15 protein-coding genes are annotated in these 19,487 nt (G+C 63.2%); 5 read left to right on the forward strand and 10 right to left on the reverse strand.

Annotated elements, in window-relative coordinates:
- Positions 1-5: 5 nt before the first annotated feature.
- Positions 6-1,364, reverse strand: coding sequence for a glutamine synthetase family protein (locus ABM562_RS04075; protein ID WP_115084802.1), 1,359 nt, complete (start codon positions 1,362-1,364; stop codon positions 6-8).
- A gap of 605 nt (positions 1,365-1,969) precedes the next feature.
- Here ABM562_RS04075 and ABM562_RS04080 point away from each other — a divergent pair.
- On the forward strand, positions 1,970-3,346 hold the full coding sequence (locus ABM562_RS04080) for a glutamine synthetase family protein (RefSeq protein WP_115084800.1): 1,377 nt from the start codon (positions 1,970-1,972) through the stop codon (positions 3,344-3,346).
- 157 nt (positions 3,347-3,503) lie between these two features.
- Here ABM562_RS04080 and argA read toward each other — a convergent pair whose 3' ends face one another.
- Entirely contained in the window at positions 3,504-4,802 is a 1,299-nt protein-coding gene (gene argA / locus ABM562_RS04085; RefSeq protein ID WP_115084799.1) for an amino-acid N-acetyltransferase, read from the reverse strand.
- Positions 4,803-4,917: 115 nt separating this feature from the next.
- Positions 4,918-6,075 (reverse strand): acetylornithine deacetylase, encoded by a 1,158-nt coding sequence (gene argE, locus ABM562_RS04090; RefSeq protein WP_115084798.1) that lies wholly within the window; start codon positions 6,073-6,075, stop codon positions 4,918-4,920.
- 126 nt (positions 6,076-6,201) lie between these two features.
- On the opposite strand from argE, the gene ABM562_RS04095 reads away from it, so the two are divergent.
- On the forward strand, positions 6,202-7,569 hold the full coding sequence (locus tag ABM562_RS04095) for a CYTH domain-containing protein (RefSeq protein WP_460420961.1): 1,368 nt from the start codon (positions 6,202-6,204) through the stop codon (positions 7,567-7,569).
- 3 nt (positions 7,570-7,572) lie between these two features.
- On the opposite strand, the gene ABM562_RS04100 is transcribed toward ABM562_RS04095, so the two are convergent.
- On the reverse strand, positions 7,573-8,043 hold the full coding sequence (locus ABM562_RS04100) for an Lrp/AsnC family transcriptional regulator (protein WP_123565204.1): 471 nt from the start codon (positions 8,041-8,043) through the stop codon (positions 7,573-7,575).
- A gap of 125 nt (positions 8,044-8,168) precedes the next feature.
- On the opposite strand from ABM562_RS04100, the gene ABM562_RS04105 reads away from it, so the two are divergent.
- The 3 genes from ABM562_RS04105 (at position 8,169) to ABM562_RS04115 (ending at position 10,680) form a co-directional block, all read left to right on the forward strand.
- Positions 8,169-8,489, forward strand: a complete 321-nt coding sequence (locus ABM562_RS04105) for a hypothetical protein (RefSeq protein WP_134064891.1) — start codon at positions 8,169-8,171, stop codon at positions 8,487-8,489.
- Positions 8,490-8,574: 85 nt separating this feature from the next.
- On the forward strand, positions 8,575-10,272 hold the full coding sequence (locus ABM562_RS04110; protein WP_460420963.1) for a GspE/PulE family protein: 1,698 nt from the start codon (positions 8,575-8,577) through the stop codon (positions 10,270-10,272).
- Between the two features lie 90 nt (positions 10,273-10,362).
- Positions 10,363-10,680 carry a DUF2388 domain-containing protein gene (locus ABM562_RS04115; protein ID WP_036994901.1) on the forward strand — a complete coding sequence of 106 codons (318 nt, stop codon included), beginning with the start codon at positions 10,363-10,365 and terminating at the stop codon, positions 10,678-10,680.
- Positions 10,681-10,797: 117 nt separating this feature from the next.
- Here ABM562_RS04115 and gcvP read toward each other — a convergent pair whose 3' ends face one another.
- The 6 genes from gcvP to ABM562_RS04145 all read right to left on the reverse strand — a co-directional run bounded on the left by gcvP (position 10,798) and on the right by ABM562_RS04145 (position 19,479).
- Positions 10,798-13,671, reverse strand: coding sequence for an aminomethyl-transferring glycine dehydrogenase (gene gcvP / locus ABM562_RS04120; protein ID WP_115084793.1), 2,874 nt, complete (start codon positions 13,669-13,671; stop codon positions 10,798-10,800).
- Positions 13,672-13,750: 79 nt separating this feature from the next.
- Complete coding sequence (gene gcvH, locus ABM562_RS04125) at positions 13,751-14,134, reverse strand: glycine cleavage system protein GcvH (RefSeq protein WP_115084792.1); 384 nt, start codon at positions 14,132-14,134, stop codon at positions 13,751-13,753.
- Positions 14,135-14,179: 45 nt separating this feature from the next.
- Positions 14,180-15,262: a glycine cleavage system aminomethyltransferase GcvT gene (gene gcvT / locus ABM562_RS04130; protein WP_134064899.1), complete on the reverse strand. Its 1,083-nt coding sequence runs from the start codon at positions 15,260-15,262 to the stop codon at positions 14,180-14,182.
- A 118-nt stretch (positions 15,263-15,380) separates the two neighbouring features.
- Positions 15,381-17,003 (reverse strand): ABC transporter permease, encoded by a 1,623-nt coding sequence (locus tag ABM562_RS04135; protein WP_134064901.1) that lies wholly within the window; start codon positions 17,001-17,003, stop codon positions 15,381-15,383.
- A 154-nt stretch (positions 17,004-17,157) separates the two neighbouring features.
- Complete coding sequence (locus tag ABM562_RS04140) at positions 17,158-18,159, reverse strand: extracellular solute-binding protein (protein ID WP_115084789.1); 1,002 nt, start codon at positions 18,157-18,159, stop codon at positions 17,158-17,160.
- A 102-nt stretch (positions 18,160-18,261) separates the two neighbouring features.
- Positions 18,262-19,479 carry a 2-octaprenyl-3-methyl-6-methoxy-1,4-benzoquinol hydroxylase gene (locus ABM562_RS04145; RefSeq protein ID WP_166675751.1) on the reverse strand — a complete coding sequence of 406 codons (1,218 nt, stop codon included), beginning with the start codon at positions 19,477-19,479 and terminating at the stop codon, positions 18,262-18,264.
- Between the last annotated feature and the right edge of the window lie 8 nt (positions 19,480-19,487).

Genomic DNA, 19,487 nt, shown 5'->3' on the forward strand with positions numbered 1-19,487 from the left:
GTTGATCAGACCGCAAACAGCAGGAACTCACGTTCCCAGGAGCTGATTACGCGTTTGAAGTTTTCATGCTCGGCGCGTTTGGTGGCGACGTAGCCGGCGATGAATTTCTTGCCCAGGTATGGCTCCAGGGCTTTGCAGTTTTCCATGCGCTCCAGGGCGTCCTCGATGGTCAGCGGCAGGCGCAGGTTGCGGCGCTCGTAACCACGCCCCTGTACCGGCGCACTCGGCTTGATGCCTTCGACCATGCCAATGAAGCCGCACAGCAAGCTGGCGGCGATCGCCAGGTACGGGTTGGCGTCGGCGCCTGGCAGACGGTTCTCGACCCGGCGGTTCTGCGGGCCAGCATCCGGTACGCGCAGGCCAACGGTACGGTTCTCTTCGCCCCACTCGACGTTTACCGGTGCCGAGGTATCCGGCAGGAAGCGGCGGAACGAGTTGACGTTCGGCGCGAACAGCGGCAACACCACCGGGATGAACTTCTGCAGGCCGCCGACGTGGTTGAGGAACAACTCGCTCATGCGCCCGTCTTCGTCCGAGAAGATGTTCTTGCCGGTGTGCACGTCAATGATGCTCTGGTGCAGGTGCATGGCGCTGCCCGGCTCGCCGGTCATTGGCTTGGCCATGAAGGTGGCGGCGACGTTGTGCTTGAGCGCGGCCTCGCGCATGGTGCGCTTGAACACCAGGATCTGGTCGGCCAGCGACAGGGCGTTGCCGTGACGGAAGTTGATCTCCATCTGCGCCGTGCCGTCTTCGTGGATCAGCGTGTCGAGATCCAGGTTCTGCAGCTCGCACCAGTCGTAGACGTCCTCGAACAGCGGGTCGAATTCGTTGGCCGCTTCGATCGAGAACGACTGACGGCCAGTTTCCGGGCGCCCGGAGCGGCCGATCGGTGGCTGCAGGGGGAAGTCCGGGTCTTCGCAGCGCTTGGTCAGGTAGAACTCCATTTCTGGTGCCACGATCGGCTGCCAGCCCTTGTCGGCATAGAGTTTCAAGACCTTCTTGAGCACGTTGCGCGGCGACAGCTCAACCGGGTTGCCTTGCTTGTCGTAGGTGTCGTGGATCACCTGGGCGGTCGGCTCGATGGCCCAAGGCACGAGAAACACCGCGTTCTCGTCGGGGCGGCAGATCATGTCGATGTCGGCCGGGTCGAGCAGCTCGTAATAGATGTCGTCGTCGACATAGTCGCCGGTCACGGTCTGCAGCAGCACGCTCTCGGGCAGGCGCATGCCTTTTTCGGCAATGAACTTGTTGGTCGGCGAGATCTTGCCACGGGTGATACCGGTGAGGTCGCTGATCAGACACTCGACTTCGGTGATCTTGTGTTCTTTCAACCAATCGGTGAGCTGGTCGAGGTTGCTACTCATAAATACCTCAGGAGGTAAATGTCTGGACAGACGTCAGGACGACACCCGGAGTGGGCCGTCCCAGACATTCTGGATGCCCCACGAGGCTAAAGCAAAAGTCAGGCGCAGGGAGGCCGCAACGGGCAGTTCCCGCAAGGCTGACGAGCCCGCTATAGTGATGGCAGAGGTAATTCGAAGCAGCGTCGGCAGCAGGCAGGACACCCGGGCCGTCAATTATTTCAGCCGGGGCGCAACGTGCTGGCGCATGGCGCAAGCCACCCGCGAGGAACGCGTGCAAACCGTTCTGTGAACGGCGGGCGATGATGCCGGTTGTCGGCAGGCGTGACATGTAACCCCCGGTATTATTGGTGTTATGGGTTGCCACCGAGCTTAGCCTTGTTCATTTTTTTACACAACACCCCCGTAAAAAATAGAACACGCCCCGCTCAAGATCGCCGTTACCGTACGAAAGCAGCCCTTGTCGGCGCCCCCAATTGCAGCAAAAATGCCGCTTGAGGGCCATTTTAGGGCATCATGGGGCTGGCTTGACTTCAGCAAGGCTTTCCGATTGACTGAACCTGCAAGCCCCCATTGATTGATATTTTTAACAACAAAGGTGTTGCATCATGTCGGTACCCCCGCGTGCCGTTCAGCTTAACGAAGCGAACGCGTTCCTTAAGGAACATCCTGAGGTTCTCTACGTTGACCTTCTGATTGCAGATATGAATGGTGTGGTGCGCGGCAAGCGCATCGAGCGCACCAGCCTCCACAAGGTTTACGAGAAAGGCATCAACCTGCCGGCCTCCCTCTTCGCCCTGGATATCAACGGTTCGACCGTCGAAAGCACCGGCCTTGGCCTGGACATCGGCGATGCCGACCGCATCTGCTATCCAATCCCTGACACCCTGTCCAACGAGCCTTGGCAGAAGCGTCCCACCGCACAACTGCTGATGACCATGCACGAGCTCGAAGGCGAGCCGTTCTTCGCCGACCCGCGCGAAGTCCTGCGTCAGGTCGTGAGCAAGTTCGACGAGCTCGGCCTGACCATCTGTGCCGCATTCGAGCTGGAGTTCTACCTGATCGACCAGGAGAACGTGAATGGCCGTCCGCAACCGCCGCGTTCGCCTATTTCCGGCAAACGCCCGATCTCGACCCAGGTGTACCTGATCGACGACCTCGACGAGTACGTCGACTGCCTGCAGGACATCCTCGAAGGCGCCAAGGAACAAGGCATTCCTGCCGACGCCATCGTCAAGGAAAGCGCCCCGGCCCAGTTCGAAGTGAACCTGCACCACGTTGCCGACCCGATGAAGGCCTGCGACTACGCGGTCCTGCTCAAGCGCCTGATCAAGAACATCGCCTACGACCATGAGATGGATACCACCTTCATGGCCAAGCCCTATCCGGGCCAGGCGGGTAATGGTCTGCATGTCCATATCTCGGTGCTGGACAAAGATGGCAAGAACATCTTCACCAGCGAGGATCCCGAGCAGAACGCCGCACTGCGTCACGCGATCGGCGGTGTGCTCGAGACCCTACCGGCGTCGATGGCGTTCCTCTGCCCGAACGTCAACTCGTACCGCCGTTTTGGTGCCCAGTTCTACGTGCCGAATTCGCCGAGCTGGGGCCTGGACAACCGTACCGTGGCCCTGCGCGTGCCCACCGGCACGCCGGATGCCGTGCGCATCGAACACCGCGTAGCCGGTGCCGACGCCAACCCGTACCTGCTGATGGCCGCCGTACTGGCCGGTGTTCACCATGGCCTGACCAACAAGGTCGACCCGGGCGAGCCGGTTGAAGGCAACTCCTACGAGCAGAACGAGCAGAGCCTGCCGAACAACCTGCGTGATGCCCTGCGCGAGCTGGACGACAGCGAGATCCTGGCCAAGTACATCGATCCGAAATACATCGATATCTTCGTGGCCTGTAAAGAGAGCGAGCTGGAGGAGTTCGAACACTCCATCTCCGACCTTGAGTACAACTGGTATCTGCATACCGTGTAACAGCGGTTGGATGCTGGAATGAAAAACGCCGTCGGCCCCTGAGTCGACGGCGTTTTTTATGGCCTCATCGCTGGCAAGCCAGCTCCCACAAGTGCTGTGTACACCGGACCTGTGGGAGCTGGCTTGCCAGCGATGGGCTGCAAGGCAGCCCCAAAGGCTACAGCGCTTTTTCGAAGATCTTCGAATTACGCTGATAGTTGTACAGCGATGCCCGCGCCGCCGGCAGCCGCTCGACGCCGCTCGGCACGAAGCCGCGTTCGCGGAACCAGTGCGCTGTCCGCGTCGTTAGCACAAACAGCGTGTTGAGCCCCATCTCCCGCGCCCGCGTCTCGATACGCTCCAGCAGCTCGTCACCACGGCCACCATGGCGATACTCCGGGTTCACCGCCAGGCACGCCAGCTCACCCGCTTCAGAATCGGCAATCGGGTACAACGCCGCACAGGCGATGATCATGCCTTCGCGCTCGACCACGCTGAACTGCTCGATCTCGCGCTCCAGCACCTCGCGCGAACGACGCACGAGGATGCCCTGCTCCTCCAGCGGGCTGATCAGGTCGAGCAAGCCACCGACATCCTCGATCGCCGCCTCACGGACCTTCTCGAACTGCTCCTGGGCCACCAGGGTGCCGCCACCGTCGCGGGTGAACAGCTCGGTGAGCAAGGCGCCGTCTTCGGCATAGCTGACGATATGGCTGCGCGCCACGCCGCCACGGCAGGCTTCGGCGGCAGCATCGAGCAGCTCGCCCTGGTAATCGCTGCCCAGGCGCTGCAGGTGCGCGGGCACCTGCTGTGGGCGCAACTCGCGTACCAGCCGGCCCTGCTCGTCGAGCAGGCCACGCTCGGCACCGAACAGCAACAGCTTGTCGGCGCCCAGCTCGATAGCGGCGCGGGTGGCGACGTCTTCACAGGCCAGGTTGAAGATCTCGCCGGTGGGCGAGTAGCCCAAAGGCGAAAGCAGGACGATAGAGCGCTCGTCGAGCAGGCGGTTGATGCCCTTGCGGTCGACCCGGCGCACTTCGCCGGTGTGGTGGTAATCAACGCCTTCGACCACGCCGATCGGCCGTGCGGTAACCAGGTTGCCAGCGGCCACGCGCAGGCGCGAGCCCTGCATCGGCGAGGCGGCCATGTCCATCGACAGGCGCGCTTCGATGGCGATGCGCAGGTGGCCGACGGCGTCGATCACGCATTCCAGGGTGGCAGCATCGGTGATCCGCATGCCGCGGTGGTAGTGCGGGGCCAGGCCGCGGGCAGCCAGGCGGCTTTCAATCTGCGGGCGCGAACCGTGGACCAGCACCAGGCGCACGCCAAGGCTGTGCAGCAACACCAGGTCGTGGACGATATTGCCGAAGTTGGGGTGCTCGACCCCATCACCGGGGAGCATGACCACGAAGGTGCAGTCGCGGTGGGCGTTGATGTAAGGCGAAGCGTGACGCAGCCAATTGACGTATTCGGGCATAACCGGAGAGCCTGTAGAAAATAGGGACAAGAACGGGAAAGCACACAGCGCTCGAAGGGTTATCGTCGGAACAGGCTTGGCGTCACGCGCAATCTCCTCTGCAAAACGGTTCAGCTCAGCGGGCAATTACCGGGCTGAGGCAATAATGTTCGATCAACTCACGCAATAGACGCACAGTAGGCTGCAAGCGTGACATTTCCAGGTATTCACCCGGCTGGTGGGCGCAGGCGATGTCGCCAGGGCCGAGCACCAGGGTCTCGCAGCCCAGGCGCTGAAGATAAGGCGCTTCGGTGCCAAAGGCTACCGCTTCGGCGCGATGACCGGTAAGACGTTCGGCTACCCGCACCAGTTCCGCATCGGCGGCCTGCTCGAACGGCGGCACCTCGGGGAACAGCGGTGCATAGTCGATGCGCACCTGATGCTGTTCGGCCAGCGGCGCCAGTTTGTGGCGAATGGCGGCACGCAGCACTTCAGGGTCCATGCCCGGCAGCGGGCGCAGGTCGAATTCCAGGGCACACTGGCCGCAGATGCGGTTGGGGTTGTCGCCACCATGGATACAGCCGAAGTTCATTGTCGGCTGCGGCACGCTGAACTGCGCGTTGCTGAATTCCTTCTGCCATTGCCGGCGCAGGTTCATCAGTTCGCCCATCACCTGGTGCATGGCCTCCAGGGCGCTATGGCCCAGGCTCGGATCGGACGAGTGGCCGCTGCGCCCAAGGATGTCGATGCGCTCCATCATCACCCCCTTGTGCAGGCGGACCGGCTTGAGCCCGGTCGGCTCGCCGATCACCGCCGCACGGCCCAAGGGCCGCCCGGCCTCGGCCAAGGCGCGGGCGCCGGCCATCGAGCTTTCTTCATCACAAGTGGCGAGAATCAGCAGCGGTTGCTTGAAGTCATGAGCCAGCAAGGGCTGCACGGCTTCGATGATCAGGGCGAAAAAGCCCTTCATGTCGCAACTGCCCAGGCCCACCCAGCGCCCGTCGACCTCGGTCAGCTTGAGCGGATCGGTCTGCCAAAGCTCGGGGTCGTAGGGCACGGTGTCGCTGTGCCCGGCCAGCACCAGCCCGCCCGGGCCGCTGCCGTAGCTTGCCAGCAGGTTGAACTTGCCCGGGCTGACCTGCTGGATATCGCAGGCAAAACCCAGGTCCCCCAGCCAGCCGGCCAGCAGGTCGATCACCGCACGGTTGGACTGATCCAGTGACGGCTGGGTGCAACTGACCGATGGCGCGGCGATCAGGGCGGCGAACTGCTCTTTGAGCGATGGCAACGGCATGCGCTTTCTCCTTGGGCGAAGCCCATCATAGGGCCATCCGGCACCGGGAATAAACCGCCGCTAGCCGACTCCTGTACACTGCACCCCCAAGACGCTCCCTGTCATTCGAGCCTGGATTACCCAGCAATGCATAAAGAAACCGAAATCAAACTGCGGGTCAGCCGCGAGACCCTCGCCGCCCTGCGTGAACACCCATTGCTGAACAAGCGCAACAAGTCCGGGTGGCAAAGCCGCGAACTGCTCAACCAGTACTTCGACACCCCGGAGCGCGACCTGGCCGCCGCCAAGGTCGCCCTGCGCCTGCGCCGCGACGGCGATGTGGTGATCCAGACCCTCAAGACCCGCGGCCAGAGCGTCGCCGGCCTGTCCCAGCGCAACGAGTTCGAGTGGGAGTTGCCCAAGGCCAAGCTCGACCTGAAAAAACTCGACGCCGAGTGCTGGCCAGAGCAACTGGCTGATGTCGACAAAAAGACCATCAAGCCGCTGTTCACCACCGATTTCACTCGTGAATACGCCGAAATCGCCTGGGGCCGCGGCAAGGCCAAGGTGGTGATCGAAGCCGCACTGGACCTCGGCACCGTGGTCGCCGGCAAGCAGAAGGAAGAAATCTGCGAGCTGGAGCTGGAGCTGCGCGAAGGCGCCCCCGAAGCCCTGCTGGAACTGGCCGCCGAGCTGTCGGCAAAACTGCCGCTGATGCCCTGCGACATCAGCAAGGCCGAGCGCGGCTACCGCCTGCTCGACGCCGGCAGCTACGCCCTGAGCCTGCCTGGCGCCGAACTGAACGCCGAGATGACCCTCGACGACGCCTTCGCTGCGCTGGCCTGGCAGTTGCTCGGCAGCAGCCAGCGCCTGGCCGAACAGTACCGTTTCAATGGCCACTGGCGCCTGCTGCAGGACTGGGTCGAAAGCCTCTGGGAGCTGCGCGCCCTGGCCAGCAGCCTCGGTCAGGCCGGCCCACGCGCCAGCACCCGCGAGCTGCGCAACAGCCTTGACGCCCTGCTCGAAGACTGGCGCCCGCTGGTGCTGGCCGGTGCCGACGATGAAGACGTGCGTCGCGCTGCGCCCGAGCAGTTCGCTGAAGAGCTGCTGGAAACCCGCTGGGGCCAGTTCTCCCTGGAAACCTCGCGCTGGCTGCTGGCCCGTGGCTGGACCGTCGAGCGCAACAAGCGCGGCGACCGCCAGGGCGCCGCACAGTTGGCCAACTGGCTGAACGTGCTGCTGGCCGAAGAAGCCAGGGCCCTCAACCTGCCGCTATACCATCGCCAGCCGGAAGACCTGGCCGAGCAGTTGCCGCGGATCGAACGCCTGCTAGCCTGGCTGCACCACGCCCGTCAGGTGCTGGAGAGCCCGGACCTGGACCGCCTGTTCGGTGAACTGAACAAGCTGCACGAGCTGGCCAACCTGCCGATCAGCGACGAAGTGCTCGAAGCCCGCGTCCACCAGGCCATGGCGGTGTTCCAGAGTCGCGGCTGGAAGCATCTGCTGCGCAAGTAAGGCTCAAGGCAATACCGGCAGACTCGTCGTGGACTTGATTTCGGACAAGGCCACGGTCGAGTTGACCTCCTGGATCCCCGGCACCATCGACAGCTTTTCGAAGAAGAACCGTTCGTAGGCTTCGATGTCCGGGGTGACAATGCGCAGCAGAAAATCCACTGCGCCCATCAAGACATAACACTCCAGCACTTCCGGAAAGCCGCGGATCGCCTCGGTGAACTCGGTGAAGTTGGAGCGCCCGTGGGCGTTGAGTTTGACCTCGGCGAAAATCTGCGTGTTCAGGCCGATCTTCTTGCGGTCGAGCAGGGTTACCTGGGCGCGAATCACCCCCTCCTCTTTCAGGCGTTGTATGCGCCGCCAGCATGGCGATTGCGACAAGCCCACGCGCTCGGCGATCTGCGCGCTGGAGAGCGAGGCATCTTCCTGCAGCAAGGCCAGGATGCGCCGGTCATAGGCGTCTAACTCGCTGTGCATGATTATTCCTCCAAAACGGATAGTAACGAATTGAGCTATTCAATAGCTGGCGATATCGCACGATCATAGAGAAGAAATACCCCGACCTGCATGTAAAAATTTCTCCACTTTCTGCGGAGAATCCCATGAGCGCTCTCGAACGGCTGGACAGCCCCCTTACGCCCTTGCGCAACGATGTCTGGGCCGCCAGCAACGTGCACAGCGATGTCTGCTACCAACTGCAGGTAGAAGCCGAGCCCGACAGCCTGTGCCGGCTGCTCAACCTGTTTGCCCTGCAATTTCTGGTGCCGCATCGGCTGAAGGTTGAGCAAGAGGATGATCTGCTCAACGTCGAGATCGGCATCAGCGGCCTGAGCTGGCACCGCGCCGAACTGATTGCACAAAAAATGCGCAACCTGATCTGCGTGACCGAGGTGCAATTGAGCGAGACCCGAAAAGCCTGGTAACCCTTGTACCCGTGGAAAGCCCGCCTCAGCGGCTAACCTTGCTCAGGCCACCACTGTCGGTGGCGCGGCAAGGAAGCCCGCACGCATGCACAACCTCAGCGAAGATCGCTGGCTTGACCTCGGCACCTTGCTTGACGAGCTGGTGGCCGATCAACGCATCAGCCCGGATGATCGCAACATCTGCCCTCCCGTGCAGCACGAGCAGCACCCACTCGAATGGATCGCCAGCCAACAGCTTGCCGACCTGGGCAATCCCGGCCAACGCCTGGACCTGGGTACCCTGTGCCAATGGCTGGCCAGGCAGGCTGGCCAGCCTTACCTGCATATCGATCCCCTGAAGATCGACCTTGCCCGGCTCACCGGCCTGATGTCCGCAGGGTTCGCCCGGCGCCACGGCATCCTCGCGCTGGCCGCCGATGCCAGCGGCGTCACCGTGGCCAGCGCACAACCTTATGTACGCGCCTGGGAAGCGGACCTGGCCCAGGTGCTGCAACGGCCGATCAAGCGCGTGCTGGCAAGCCCGGTGCAGATCCGCCAGCTCAGCCAGACGTTTTTCCAGGTCGCACAATCGGTCAGTGGCGCCAGCCAGCAACAGTCAATGCCGACGGCCGCGGGCAATCTTGAGCAGTTGCTCGAACTGGGCAACCGGGGCCGCGAGGCGCAAGCCAACGATGCGCATATCGTCAGCATCGTCGACTGGCTATTGCAGTACGCCTTCGAACAGCGCGCCAGCGATATTCACCTCGAACCCCGGCGCGACCAGGGTCAGCTGCGCTTTCGTATCGACGGCGTGCTGCATCCGGTCTACCAGTTCCCGGGGCCGGTCACCCTGGCTGTGGTCAGCCGCCTGAAAAACCTGGGGCGCATGAATGTCGCAGAAAAGCGCCGCCCCCAGGATGGCCGGATCAAGACCCGCCTGCCTGGCGGCGAAGAGGTCGAGCTGCGGTTGTCGACCCTGCCCACTACCTTCGGCGAAAAGTTGGTGCTCAGAGTCTTCGACCCGCAACTGCTGCAACAGGACTTTGCGCAACTGGGCCTCGGCGGAGCCGACCTCAGGCGCTGGCTGTCGATGCTTGACCATCGCCATGGCATCATCCTGGTCACCGGGCCCACCGGCTCGGGCAAGACCAGCACCCTTTACGCCAGCCTCAAGCACCTGGCCACCCCGCAGATCAACCTGTGCACCGTCGAAGACCCGATCGAGATGGTCGAGCCGGCCTTCAACCAGTTGCAGGTGCAACCAAGCATCGACCTGGATTTTGCCACCGGGACCCGCGCCCTGCTGCGCCAGGACCCGGATGTCATCATGATCGGCGAGATACGAGACCTGGAAACTGCCCAGGTGGCGATCCAGGCCGCCCTCACCGGGCACCTGGTGCTCTCGACCCTGCACACCAACGACGCCTGCAGCGCCATCACCCGCTTGCTGGAGCTGGGTATCGCGCCTTACCTGCTCAAGGCCAGCCTGATCGGGGTCATGGCCCAGCGCCTGGTGCGCACCCTGTGCAAGCACTGCAAGGCCGCGCCAGCGTCGCCGGGGCAGAGCCATCAAGCGGTGGGCTGTAGTGAATGCCGGCAGACCGGCTATCACGGACGTAGCGCGATCTACGAACTGCTGGGCATCAGTGATGCACTCAAAGCCCGAATCGAGCCCGACCTCGATCTGCTCGCCTTGCGCCGACTGGCGCTTGATGACGGCATGCTCAGCCTCAAGCACAGTGGCGCCGAGAAGGTTGCCACAGGGCAGACAACCGAGGCCGAAGTGCTTCGCGTCATCGCCTGAAGCAGGCGCCAAACCTTTTATCTGGCCAGGGAACTAGATCCACATAAACCCAATCAAAGGCCCCAGTTCACCTCAGTTGGAGTCACCTTAATGCGTTTCAAGTTTGCAGTCGCAACCCTTGCCCTGCTCTCCCTGCCGGTTGGATCTGCCATGGCTGATACCTTCTGGCGCAACGTCATCTCTTCTGGCGCCACCACCGCGTCCTCTTACCTGACCTCCAAAGACCACAAGCTGGTCGTGGCTGCCCAGGATGATGCCGGCAGCTTTGTCGCCAGCGAAGGTGCGATTCGCGGCCCATACCTGGAAGCGGCGATGCAGAAAGTCCGCGCCGACAACCCGGGCCTGAAAGTCAGTGACATGGAACTGGCCAATGCGATCCTGGCCAAGAACGCGGTAGCCAGCGAGTAAACGACAACCCTTGTGGGAGCGGCGGTGCGACGCCTCGACTTGCCCCGCGAATGCGAAAAAGCCAGTCTGCACCGGCCTCATCGCGGGGCAAGCCCGCTCCTACCCGAAACAATTGCCTCAGCGGTAATCTTCCACCGGCACACAGGCACAGAACAGATTCCGGTCGCCATACACGTTGTCGACCCGGTTCACCGCCGGCCAGTACTTGTGCATCCGCGCATGGGCACTGGGCGCCACGCCCTGGGCAATGCTGTAGGGCCGCTCCCATACGCCCAGCACATCCTCAAGCGTATGCGGCGCATGCTTGAGCGGATTATCTTCTGCCGGCCAGTTACCCTCCTGCACTTCGCGGATCTCGGCACGAATGCTCAACATCGCCTCGACAAAGCGGTCCAGCTCGGCCTTGGACTCGCTCTCGGTCGGCTCGACCATCAAGGTCCCCGGCACCGGGAATGACATGGTCGGTGCGTGGAAGCCGTAATCCATCAGACGCTTGGCCACATCCTCCTCGGTGATCCCGGTCAGGGCTTTCAGCGGCCGCAGGTCGAGAATGCACTCATGCGCCACCCGTTCGTTGCGTCCGCGATAAAGCACCGGGAAGGCGCCGCCCAACTGCTCGGCCAGGTAGTTGGCCGAGAGGATCGCCACCTCGCTGGCATCGGCCAGCTGCGGGCCCATCATGGCAATGTACATCCAGCTGATCGGCAAGATGCTGGCGCTGCCCCAGGGCGCGGCGCTGACCGCTGTGTTCTGCGGGTCGGGGCCGGGTAGCGGGATTACCGGGTGGCTGGCGACAAAGGGCGCCAGATGCGCCCGCACGCCGATCGGGCCCATGCCCGGGCCGCCACCGCCGTGGGGGATGCAAAAGGTCTTGTGCAGGTTCATGTGCGAGACATCGGCACCGATATCCGCCGGTCGCGCCAGGCCGACCTGGGCATTGAGGTTGGCGCCGTCCATGTACACCTGGCCGCCGTGCTTGTGGATAACCTCGCAGATCTCGCTGATGCCCTCCTCGTAGACGCCGTGGGTCGATGGATAGGTGGCCATCAGGCATGACAGCTTCTCGCCGGCCGCCTGCGCCTTGGCCTTGAGGTCGGCCAGGTCGACGTTGCCGGCCTGGTCGCACTCGACGATCACCACCTGCATCCCGGCCATCTGCGCCGAGGCCGGGTTGGTGCCGTGGGCCGAAGCCGGGATCAGGCAGATATCGCGCTGCGGTTGATGGCGGCTGCGGTGATACTTGGCAATCGCCATCAACCCGGCGTACTCGCCCTGGGCGCCAGAGTTGGGCTGCATGCAGATGGCATCGAAGCCGGTGATCGCACACAACCAGCTTTCCAGCTCGTCGATCATCGCCTTGTAACCCTGCACCTGTGCCGCCGGCGCAAAGGGGTGCAGCAGGGCAAAGCCGGGCCAGGTGATCGGGATCATCTCGCTGCTGGCGTTGAGTTTCATGGTGCACGAGCCCAGCGGGATCATCGACTGGTTCAGTGCCAGGTCCTTGTTCTCCAGCTGCTTGAGGTAGCGCAGCATTTCGGTTTCGCTGTGGTGCAGGTTGAACACCGGGTGACGGAGAAAGTCCGAGCGCCGCACCAGTGCTGGCGGAATGCCTTCGGGCTGCGCCAGGGCATCCAGCGCGGCGATATCCAGCCCGTGGTCGGCGCCGAGGAAGATATCGAACAGGCGCATGACCGTGCTTTCGTCACAGGTCTCGTCGAGGCTCACGCCCAGTTGCCCGCGGCCAAGAATCCGCAAGTTGACCTGCACCGCCTCGGCGCTTTCGATGATTGCCGTCTGGCTGCCACCGACCTCCAGGGTCAGGGTGTCGAAGAAGTGTTCATTGAGGCGCTTGATGCCCTTGCTCTCCAGGCCCGCAGCAAGCACGAAGGTCAGCGCATGCACGCGCTGGGCGATGCGCTGCAAGCCTTCCGGGCCGTGGTACACCGCATAGAACGCGGCGATGTTGGCCAGCAGTACCTGGGCAGTGCAGATGTTGGAGTTGGCCTTCTCGCGGCGGATATGCTGCTCGCGGGTCTGCAGGGCCATGCGCAACGCAGTGTTGCCCCGGGCATCCTTGGACACGCCAATGATGCGCCCGGGCATGGCCCGTTTGAACTCGTCACGACAGGCAAAATACGCCGCATGCGGGCCACCAAAGCCCATGGGCACGCCAAAGCGCTGGGACGAGCCCAGCACCACATCGGCGCCCTGCTCGCCCGGCGGCATCAGCATTACCAGGCTGAGCAGGTCGGCAGCTACACAGGCCAATGCCTGCTGGGCATGCAACTGGGTAACCAGCGGGCGCAGGTCGCGCACTTCGCCATGGGTATCGGGGTATTGCAGCAAAGCCCCGAATACCTGGTACTTGGCGAGGTTATCCACAGCGTCGACGATCAGTTCGAAGCCGAAGCCTTCGGCACGGGTCTGCAGCACCGAGAGGGTTTGCGGATGGCAGTGTTCATCGGCGAAGAAGGCATTGCTTTTCGACTTGGCCACGCGCTTGGCCAGGGCCATGGCTTCCGCCGCGGCGGTGGCTTCGTCGAGTAACGAGGCGTTGGCCAGGTCCAGGCCGGTGAGGTCGATGATCATCTGCTGGAAATTGAGCAAAGCTTCCAGGCGGCCCTGGGCGATTTCCGGTTGATACGGGGTATAGGCGGTGTACCAGCCCGGGTTTTCCAGGACGTTACGCAAAATGACGGTGGGGGTGACGGTGCCGTGATAACCCATGCCGATCAGGCTGGTCCACACCTGGTTCTGCTCGGCGTAGCCCTTGAGCTTGGCCAGGGCGGCCTGTTCATCGAGGGCGTCAGGCAGGTCCAGCGGCCGGATCAGGCGAATGCCCGGCGGCACGGTCTGCTCGATCAGCTCGCGCCGGCTGCCAACGCCGAGGGTGGCGAGCATGGCCTGCTGCTCCGAGGCATCGGGCCCCAGGTGGCGACGCAGGAAAGAATTGCGGTCTTGCAGTTGGCTCAGGGACGGCGACTGGGACATAGCGGCTCTCTCTTCCTCGACCAAGCCTCGAGCGCTCGAGGCATATTGAGTCTAGGAAGAGATTGCCGCCTGCGTGAAACTATTCGCCGATGGCGGCTTTGTAACCGGCGGCGTCGAGCAGCTTGTCCAGCTCGGCCTTGTCGCTTGGCTTGAGCTTGAAGATCCAGCTGGCGTACGGATCGCTGTTCAGCGACTCAGGGCTGTCGGCCAGCTCCTCGTTGACCGCAATCACTTCACCGCTGACCGGTGCGTAGATGTCGGAAGCTGCCTTGACCGACTCGACCACACCCGCCGCATCGCCGGCGGCAAAGACCTTGCCCACTTCCGCCAGCTCGACGAACACCACGTCACCCAGGGCTTCCTGGGCGTGGTCGCTGATCCCGACAGTCACAGTGCCATCAGCTTCCAGCCGGGCCCATTCGTGGCTTTCGGCAAAACGCAGGTCGGCGGGGATATTGCTCATAATTGTTGTCCTCGATTGGGTCAGCGGTTGGCCCGCCAGAAAGGTTCAGATCAGGATCTTGCCATGGCGCACGAAGGTCGGCTTGACCACTCGCACCGGGTACCACTTGCCGCGGATCTCCACCTCGGCACGATCGGCGGTGGCCATCGGCACCCGCGCCAGGGCAATGGATTTGCTCAGCGTAGGAGAGAAACTACCACTGGTGATCTCCCCTTCGCCAATCCCGGCGACACGGACCACCTGGTGGGCGCGTAAAACCCCGCGTTCTTCGAGCACCAGGCCGACCAGTTTCTGCTCGACGCCATGCTCGATTTCTTCCAACAAGCCTTTACGGCCGATGAAATCGCGCGCTGCCGGCTCCCAGGCGACGCTCCAGCCCAGGTTCGAAGTCAGCGGCGTATGGGCTTCGTCGATGTCCTGGCCATAAAGGTTCATGCCGGCTTCCAGGCGCAGGGTGTCGCGCGCACCAAGGCCGCTCGGGGCAATGCCGGCGCCGACCAGGTCGTTGAAAAATGCCGGGGCCTGGACAGCGGGGAAGATGATTTCCAGGCCATCCTCACCGGTGTAACCGGTGCGGGCGATAAACCAGTCGCCGTCGGCCAGGCCTTCGAAGGGTTTCAGTTCACGGATCAACGCGGCGCGTGCGGCAGTCACCAGTTCAGCGACCTTTTCCCGTGCGTCCGGGCCCTGGATGGCCAGGATGGCCAGTTCCGGGCGTTCGCTGAGTTCGACTTCGAAACCGATCTTGCGCGCCTGCAGCCAGGCCATGTCCTTGTCGCGGGTCGAAGCGTTGACCACCAGGCGGTAACCGTCTTCACAACGGTAGACGATCATATCGTCGATGACTCCGCCCTGCTCGTTGAGCATGGTGCTGTACAGGGCCTTGCCGGGAGCGCCAAGGCGGTCGACATCGTTGGCCAGCACATGCTGCAGCCAAGAGCGGGCCTGGACGCCACGGATATCGATCACGGTCATGTGGGATACATCGAATACGCCGCAGGCCTGGCGCACCTGATGGTGCTCCTCGACCTGCGAACCATAATGCAGAGGCATATCCCAACCGCCAAAATCGACCATCTTGGCGCCAAGGGCCAAGTGCAGGTCATAAAGAGGCGTACGCTGTCCCATGGGTTTCTCCTTCCGGGCGTGGCGAGGCTACGGCTGGCAGCGTTGCAGCTACCCGGCCTGTAGGACCGGCCGCAGCGAATGCCGCGCATTGTAGCTGCAAGGAGGCAGGCTTACACCCTCAGCGCGTTTGACCCGGGTGCTGGGCCGAACGTCGAATCAGCCCGATGACCGGCAACAGGCCGACTAACACGAGGGTCAAGGCCGGCAGCGACGCTCGCGACCATTCGCCTTCGCTGGTCATTTCGAACACCCGTACTGCCAGAGTGTCCCAGCCAAACGGGCGCATCAGCAGGGTCGCCGGCATCTCCTTGAGCACGTCGACGAACACCAGCAGCGCTGCACTCATTGCACCGGGCACCAGCAAGGGTAGATACACCTTGAAAAACAATCTCGGACCGCTGACGCCCAGGCTGCGGGACGCTTCCGGCAAAGAAGGACGAATCCGCCCCAGGCTGTTTTCCAATGGCCCGTAGGCCACTGCAATAAAACGCACCAGGTAAGCCAGTAACAAAGCCGACAGGCTACCGAGCAGCAACGGCTTGCCGGCGCCACCCAGCCAGTTGGAGAGCGGCACCACCAACTGATTATCGAGGTAACTGAAGGCCAGCATGATCGACACCGCCAGCACCGAACCGGGCAAGGCATAGCCCAGGTTGGCAAGACCGACACCCGCGCGGATGCCCGGCGTCGGTGCCTGGCGCCGGGCAAACGCCAGCACCAGGGCGACACACACGGTAATCAGCGCCGCCATGGCGCCCAGGTAGAGGGTATGCAGGATCAGGCCAGCATAGCGCTCGTCGAGGTCAAAGCGGCCGCGCTGCCAGAACCACACCATCAGTTGCAGCATCGGCACCACGAAGGCACAGGCAAACACCAGCAGGCACCAGCTGCTGGCAGCCAGCGCCTTGAATCCACGCAAGTGATACAACGCCTTGCCCCGCGGCCGTTCGTTGCTGCTGCGCACCGCGCCACGGGCACGCCGCTCGCCGTACAACACCAGCATCACCGCCAGCAACAGCAGGCTGGCCAGCTGGGCGGCGCTGGAGAGGCTGAAGAAGCCGTACCAGGTCTTGTAGATGGCGGTGGTGAAGGTGTCGAAATTGAACACTGACACTGCGCCGAAATCCGCCAGGGTCTCCATCAACGCCAGCGCCACCCCGGCACCGATCGCCGGCCGCGCCATGGGCATGGCGACCCGCCAGAATGCCTGCAGCGGCGAAAGTCCCAGTACCCGTGCCGCTTCCATCAGGCCTTTGCCCTGGGCCAGGAAGGCGTTACGGGCCAGCAAGTAAACGTACGGGTAGAACACCAGCACCAGCACGGTGATCACCCCGCCGGTGGAGCGCACCCGCGGCAGGTGCATGGGCCCGAACCACTCGCGCAACAGGGTTTGCACCGGCCCGGCGAAATCCAGCAGGCCGACGAACACGAACGCCAGCACATAGGCCGGAATTGCGAAGGGCAGCATCAGGGCCCAGTCGAGCCAGCGCCGCCCGGGAAACTCGCACAGACTGGTCAGCCAGGCCAGGCTCACTCCCAGCACCGTCACGCCGACGCCGACACCGAGGATCAGCGTCAGGGTGTTGCCCAGCAGGCGGCTCATCTGGGTATCGAGCAGGTGCGACCAGATCTGCATGTCGACCGACTGCCAGGACAACAACAGCACGCTCAGCGGCAGCAGCACCAGGGCGGCGATGGTGAAGACCAGGGGGTACCAGCGGCGTTGGGCGGGGTGGGCCAAAAGTGAAATCTCTATGGGAATGATTGCGACCGCGTTGCGGTCGATCGCTGGCAAGCCAGCTCCCACAGTGAAAAGAGAGCACCGCTATCCCTGTGGGAGCTGGCTTGCCAGCGATTGGGGCCCGATAGGGCCCCGGAAGGATAAAGCCTGGCGCTTAGTTCCAGCCAGCCCGATCCATCAGGCGAATGGCTTCGGCCTGGCGTTTGCCGGCTACTTCCACTGGAATGCTGTCGGCCTTGAACTTGCCCCAGGCGGCCACTTCTTCCGAAGGCGCCACAGCCGGGTTGGCCGGGAACTCCTGGTTCACGCCCGCAAAGATCTTCTGCGCCTCTTCACCGGTCATCCATTCGACCAGCTTCTTCGCCGCTTCAGGATGCGGCGCATATTTGGTCAGGCCAATGCCCGAGAGGTTGACGTGCACGCCACGGTCAGCCTGGTTAGGCCAGAACAGCTTGACTGCCAGCTTGGGGTTTTCCTTGTGCAGGCGGCCGTAGTAGTAGGTGTTGACGATACCGACGTCGCACTGGCCGGCGTTGATCGCCTGGAGCAGCGCGGTGTCGTCGGAGAACACGTCGGTGGACAGGTTGTTGACCCAGCCCTTGATGATTTCTTCGGTTTTCTGCTCGCCGTGGGTTTCGATCAGGGTGGCGGTCAGCGACTGGTTGTAGACCTTCTTCGCCGTACGCAGGCACAGACGTCCTTCCCAGTTCTTGTCGGCCAGGGCCTCGTAGGTGCTCAACTCTTCGGGTTTGACCCGGTCGGTGGAGTAGGCAATGGTCCGCGCGCGCAGGCTCAGGCCGGTCCAGTCGTGGGACGAGGCACGGTATTGGGCGGGGATGTTCTTGTCGATGATGTCCGACTTGATCGGCTGCAGGATGCCCATCTGCTCCGCCTGCCAGAGATTGCCGGCGTCGACGGTGAGCAGCAGGTCGGCAGTGGCGTTCTCGCCCTCGGCCTTGATCCGCTGCATCAGCGGTGCTTCCTTGTCGGTGATGAACTTGATCTTCACCCCGGTCTCTTTGGTGTAGGCGTCGAATACCGGTTTGATCAACTCGTCGATGCGCGAGGAATACACCACCACCTCGTCCGCCGCCTGGGCGGCAGTGCCGAACAGGGTCAGAGCCAGGGCGGCCAGTACGTGCTTGCGTGGCAACATGGTGCGGTCCTCGGAGTTCAAGAGAGGCGCAAATGGTAGTTAATCCCATTTGGCTTCTCAACCGAACTCACAAGTGAGGAGTTACCAGATGTTGCGGGGCCCTCAGGCCCGCGCCAGTTCCGGCAGGTCACCGCTCAAGCCCAGGGCCTGGCGCACGAACAAAGCCTTGGCTTCCGGCAGTTGCTCGACCCATTTCAGGCCGCTATTGCGCAACCAGCGCAAGGGCAATGGATCAGCCTGGAACAGGCGCTCGAAACCTTCCATCGCCGCCATCAAGGCCAGGTTGTGCGGCATGCGCCGGCGCTCGAAACGGCTCAGCACGCGAATATCGGCCAGGCGCTCGCCACGCTCGTAGGCATGTTGCAGCTCTTCGGCCAGCACCGCGGCATCGAGAAAACCGAGGTTGACACCCTGCCCGGCCAACGGGTGAATGGTGTGCGCGGCATCGCCAATCAGCGCCAGGCCTTCGGCCACGTAACGTTTGGCGTGACGTTGACGCAGTGGCACGCAGACCCGCGGATCGGCCTGCAGCACGCTGCCCAGGCGCCCTTCGAAGGCACGCTCGAGCTCGGCGCAGAACCCTTCGTCGCTCAACGCCATCAGGTGTTCGGCCTGCTCCGGCGTGGTCGACCAGACGATCGAGCACCAATCCTGCTGGCCATCGCGCAGCAGGGGCAGGAACGCCAGCGGCCCCTCATCGGTAAAGCGCTGCCAGGCGGTCGCCTGATGCGGCTGGGCGCAACGCACACTGGTGACGATGGCGTGATGCAGGTAATCCCACTCGCGCGTCTCACAACCGGTCAGGCGGCGCACCGCCGAGTTGGCACCGTCAGCGGCAATCACCAGCGGCGCACGCAGGGTACGACCGTCGGCCAGGGTCAGCAGCCAGTCGTCGCCGGAGCGGCGCATCTGCTCCAGGCGGGCATTGGCCAGCAGGCCGATCTCGCTGTCGTGCAGGCGCTCCAGCAGGCCATCCTGCACCACCCGGTTCTCGACGATATGGCCGAGCACCTCGGCATGCACGCTGGCGGCCGAGAAGTGGATCTGGCCAGTGCCACTGCCGTCCCACACACGCATGTCCGAGTAGGGGCTCAAGCGCCGTTCGCTGATCCCCTGCCAGGCGCCCAGGCGCTCGAGGATGCGCTGGCTGGCCGCCGACAAGGCGCTGACCCGCGGCTCGAATGCCGACTGCTGGTCAAAGGGCTTGATCGACAACGGGCTGCCATCGAGCAAGAGAATTTCCAGGCCGCTGTGCTGCAACGCCAGGGCCAGAGCGCTGCCGACCATACCAGCACCGACAATCAACAGATCTGCGCGCATTTCCATGC

The organism is Pseudomonas sp. ZL2, from assembly GCF_054788455.1.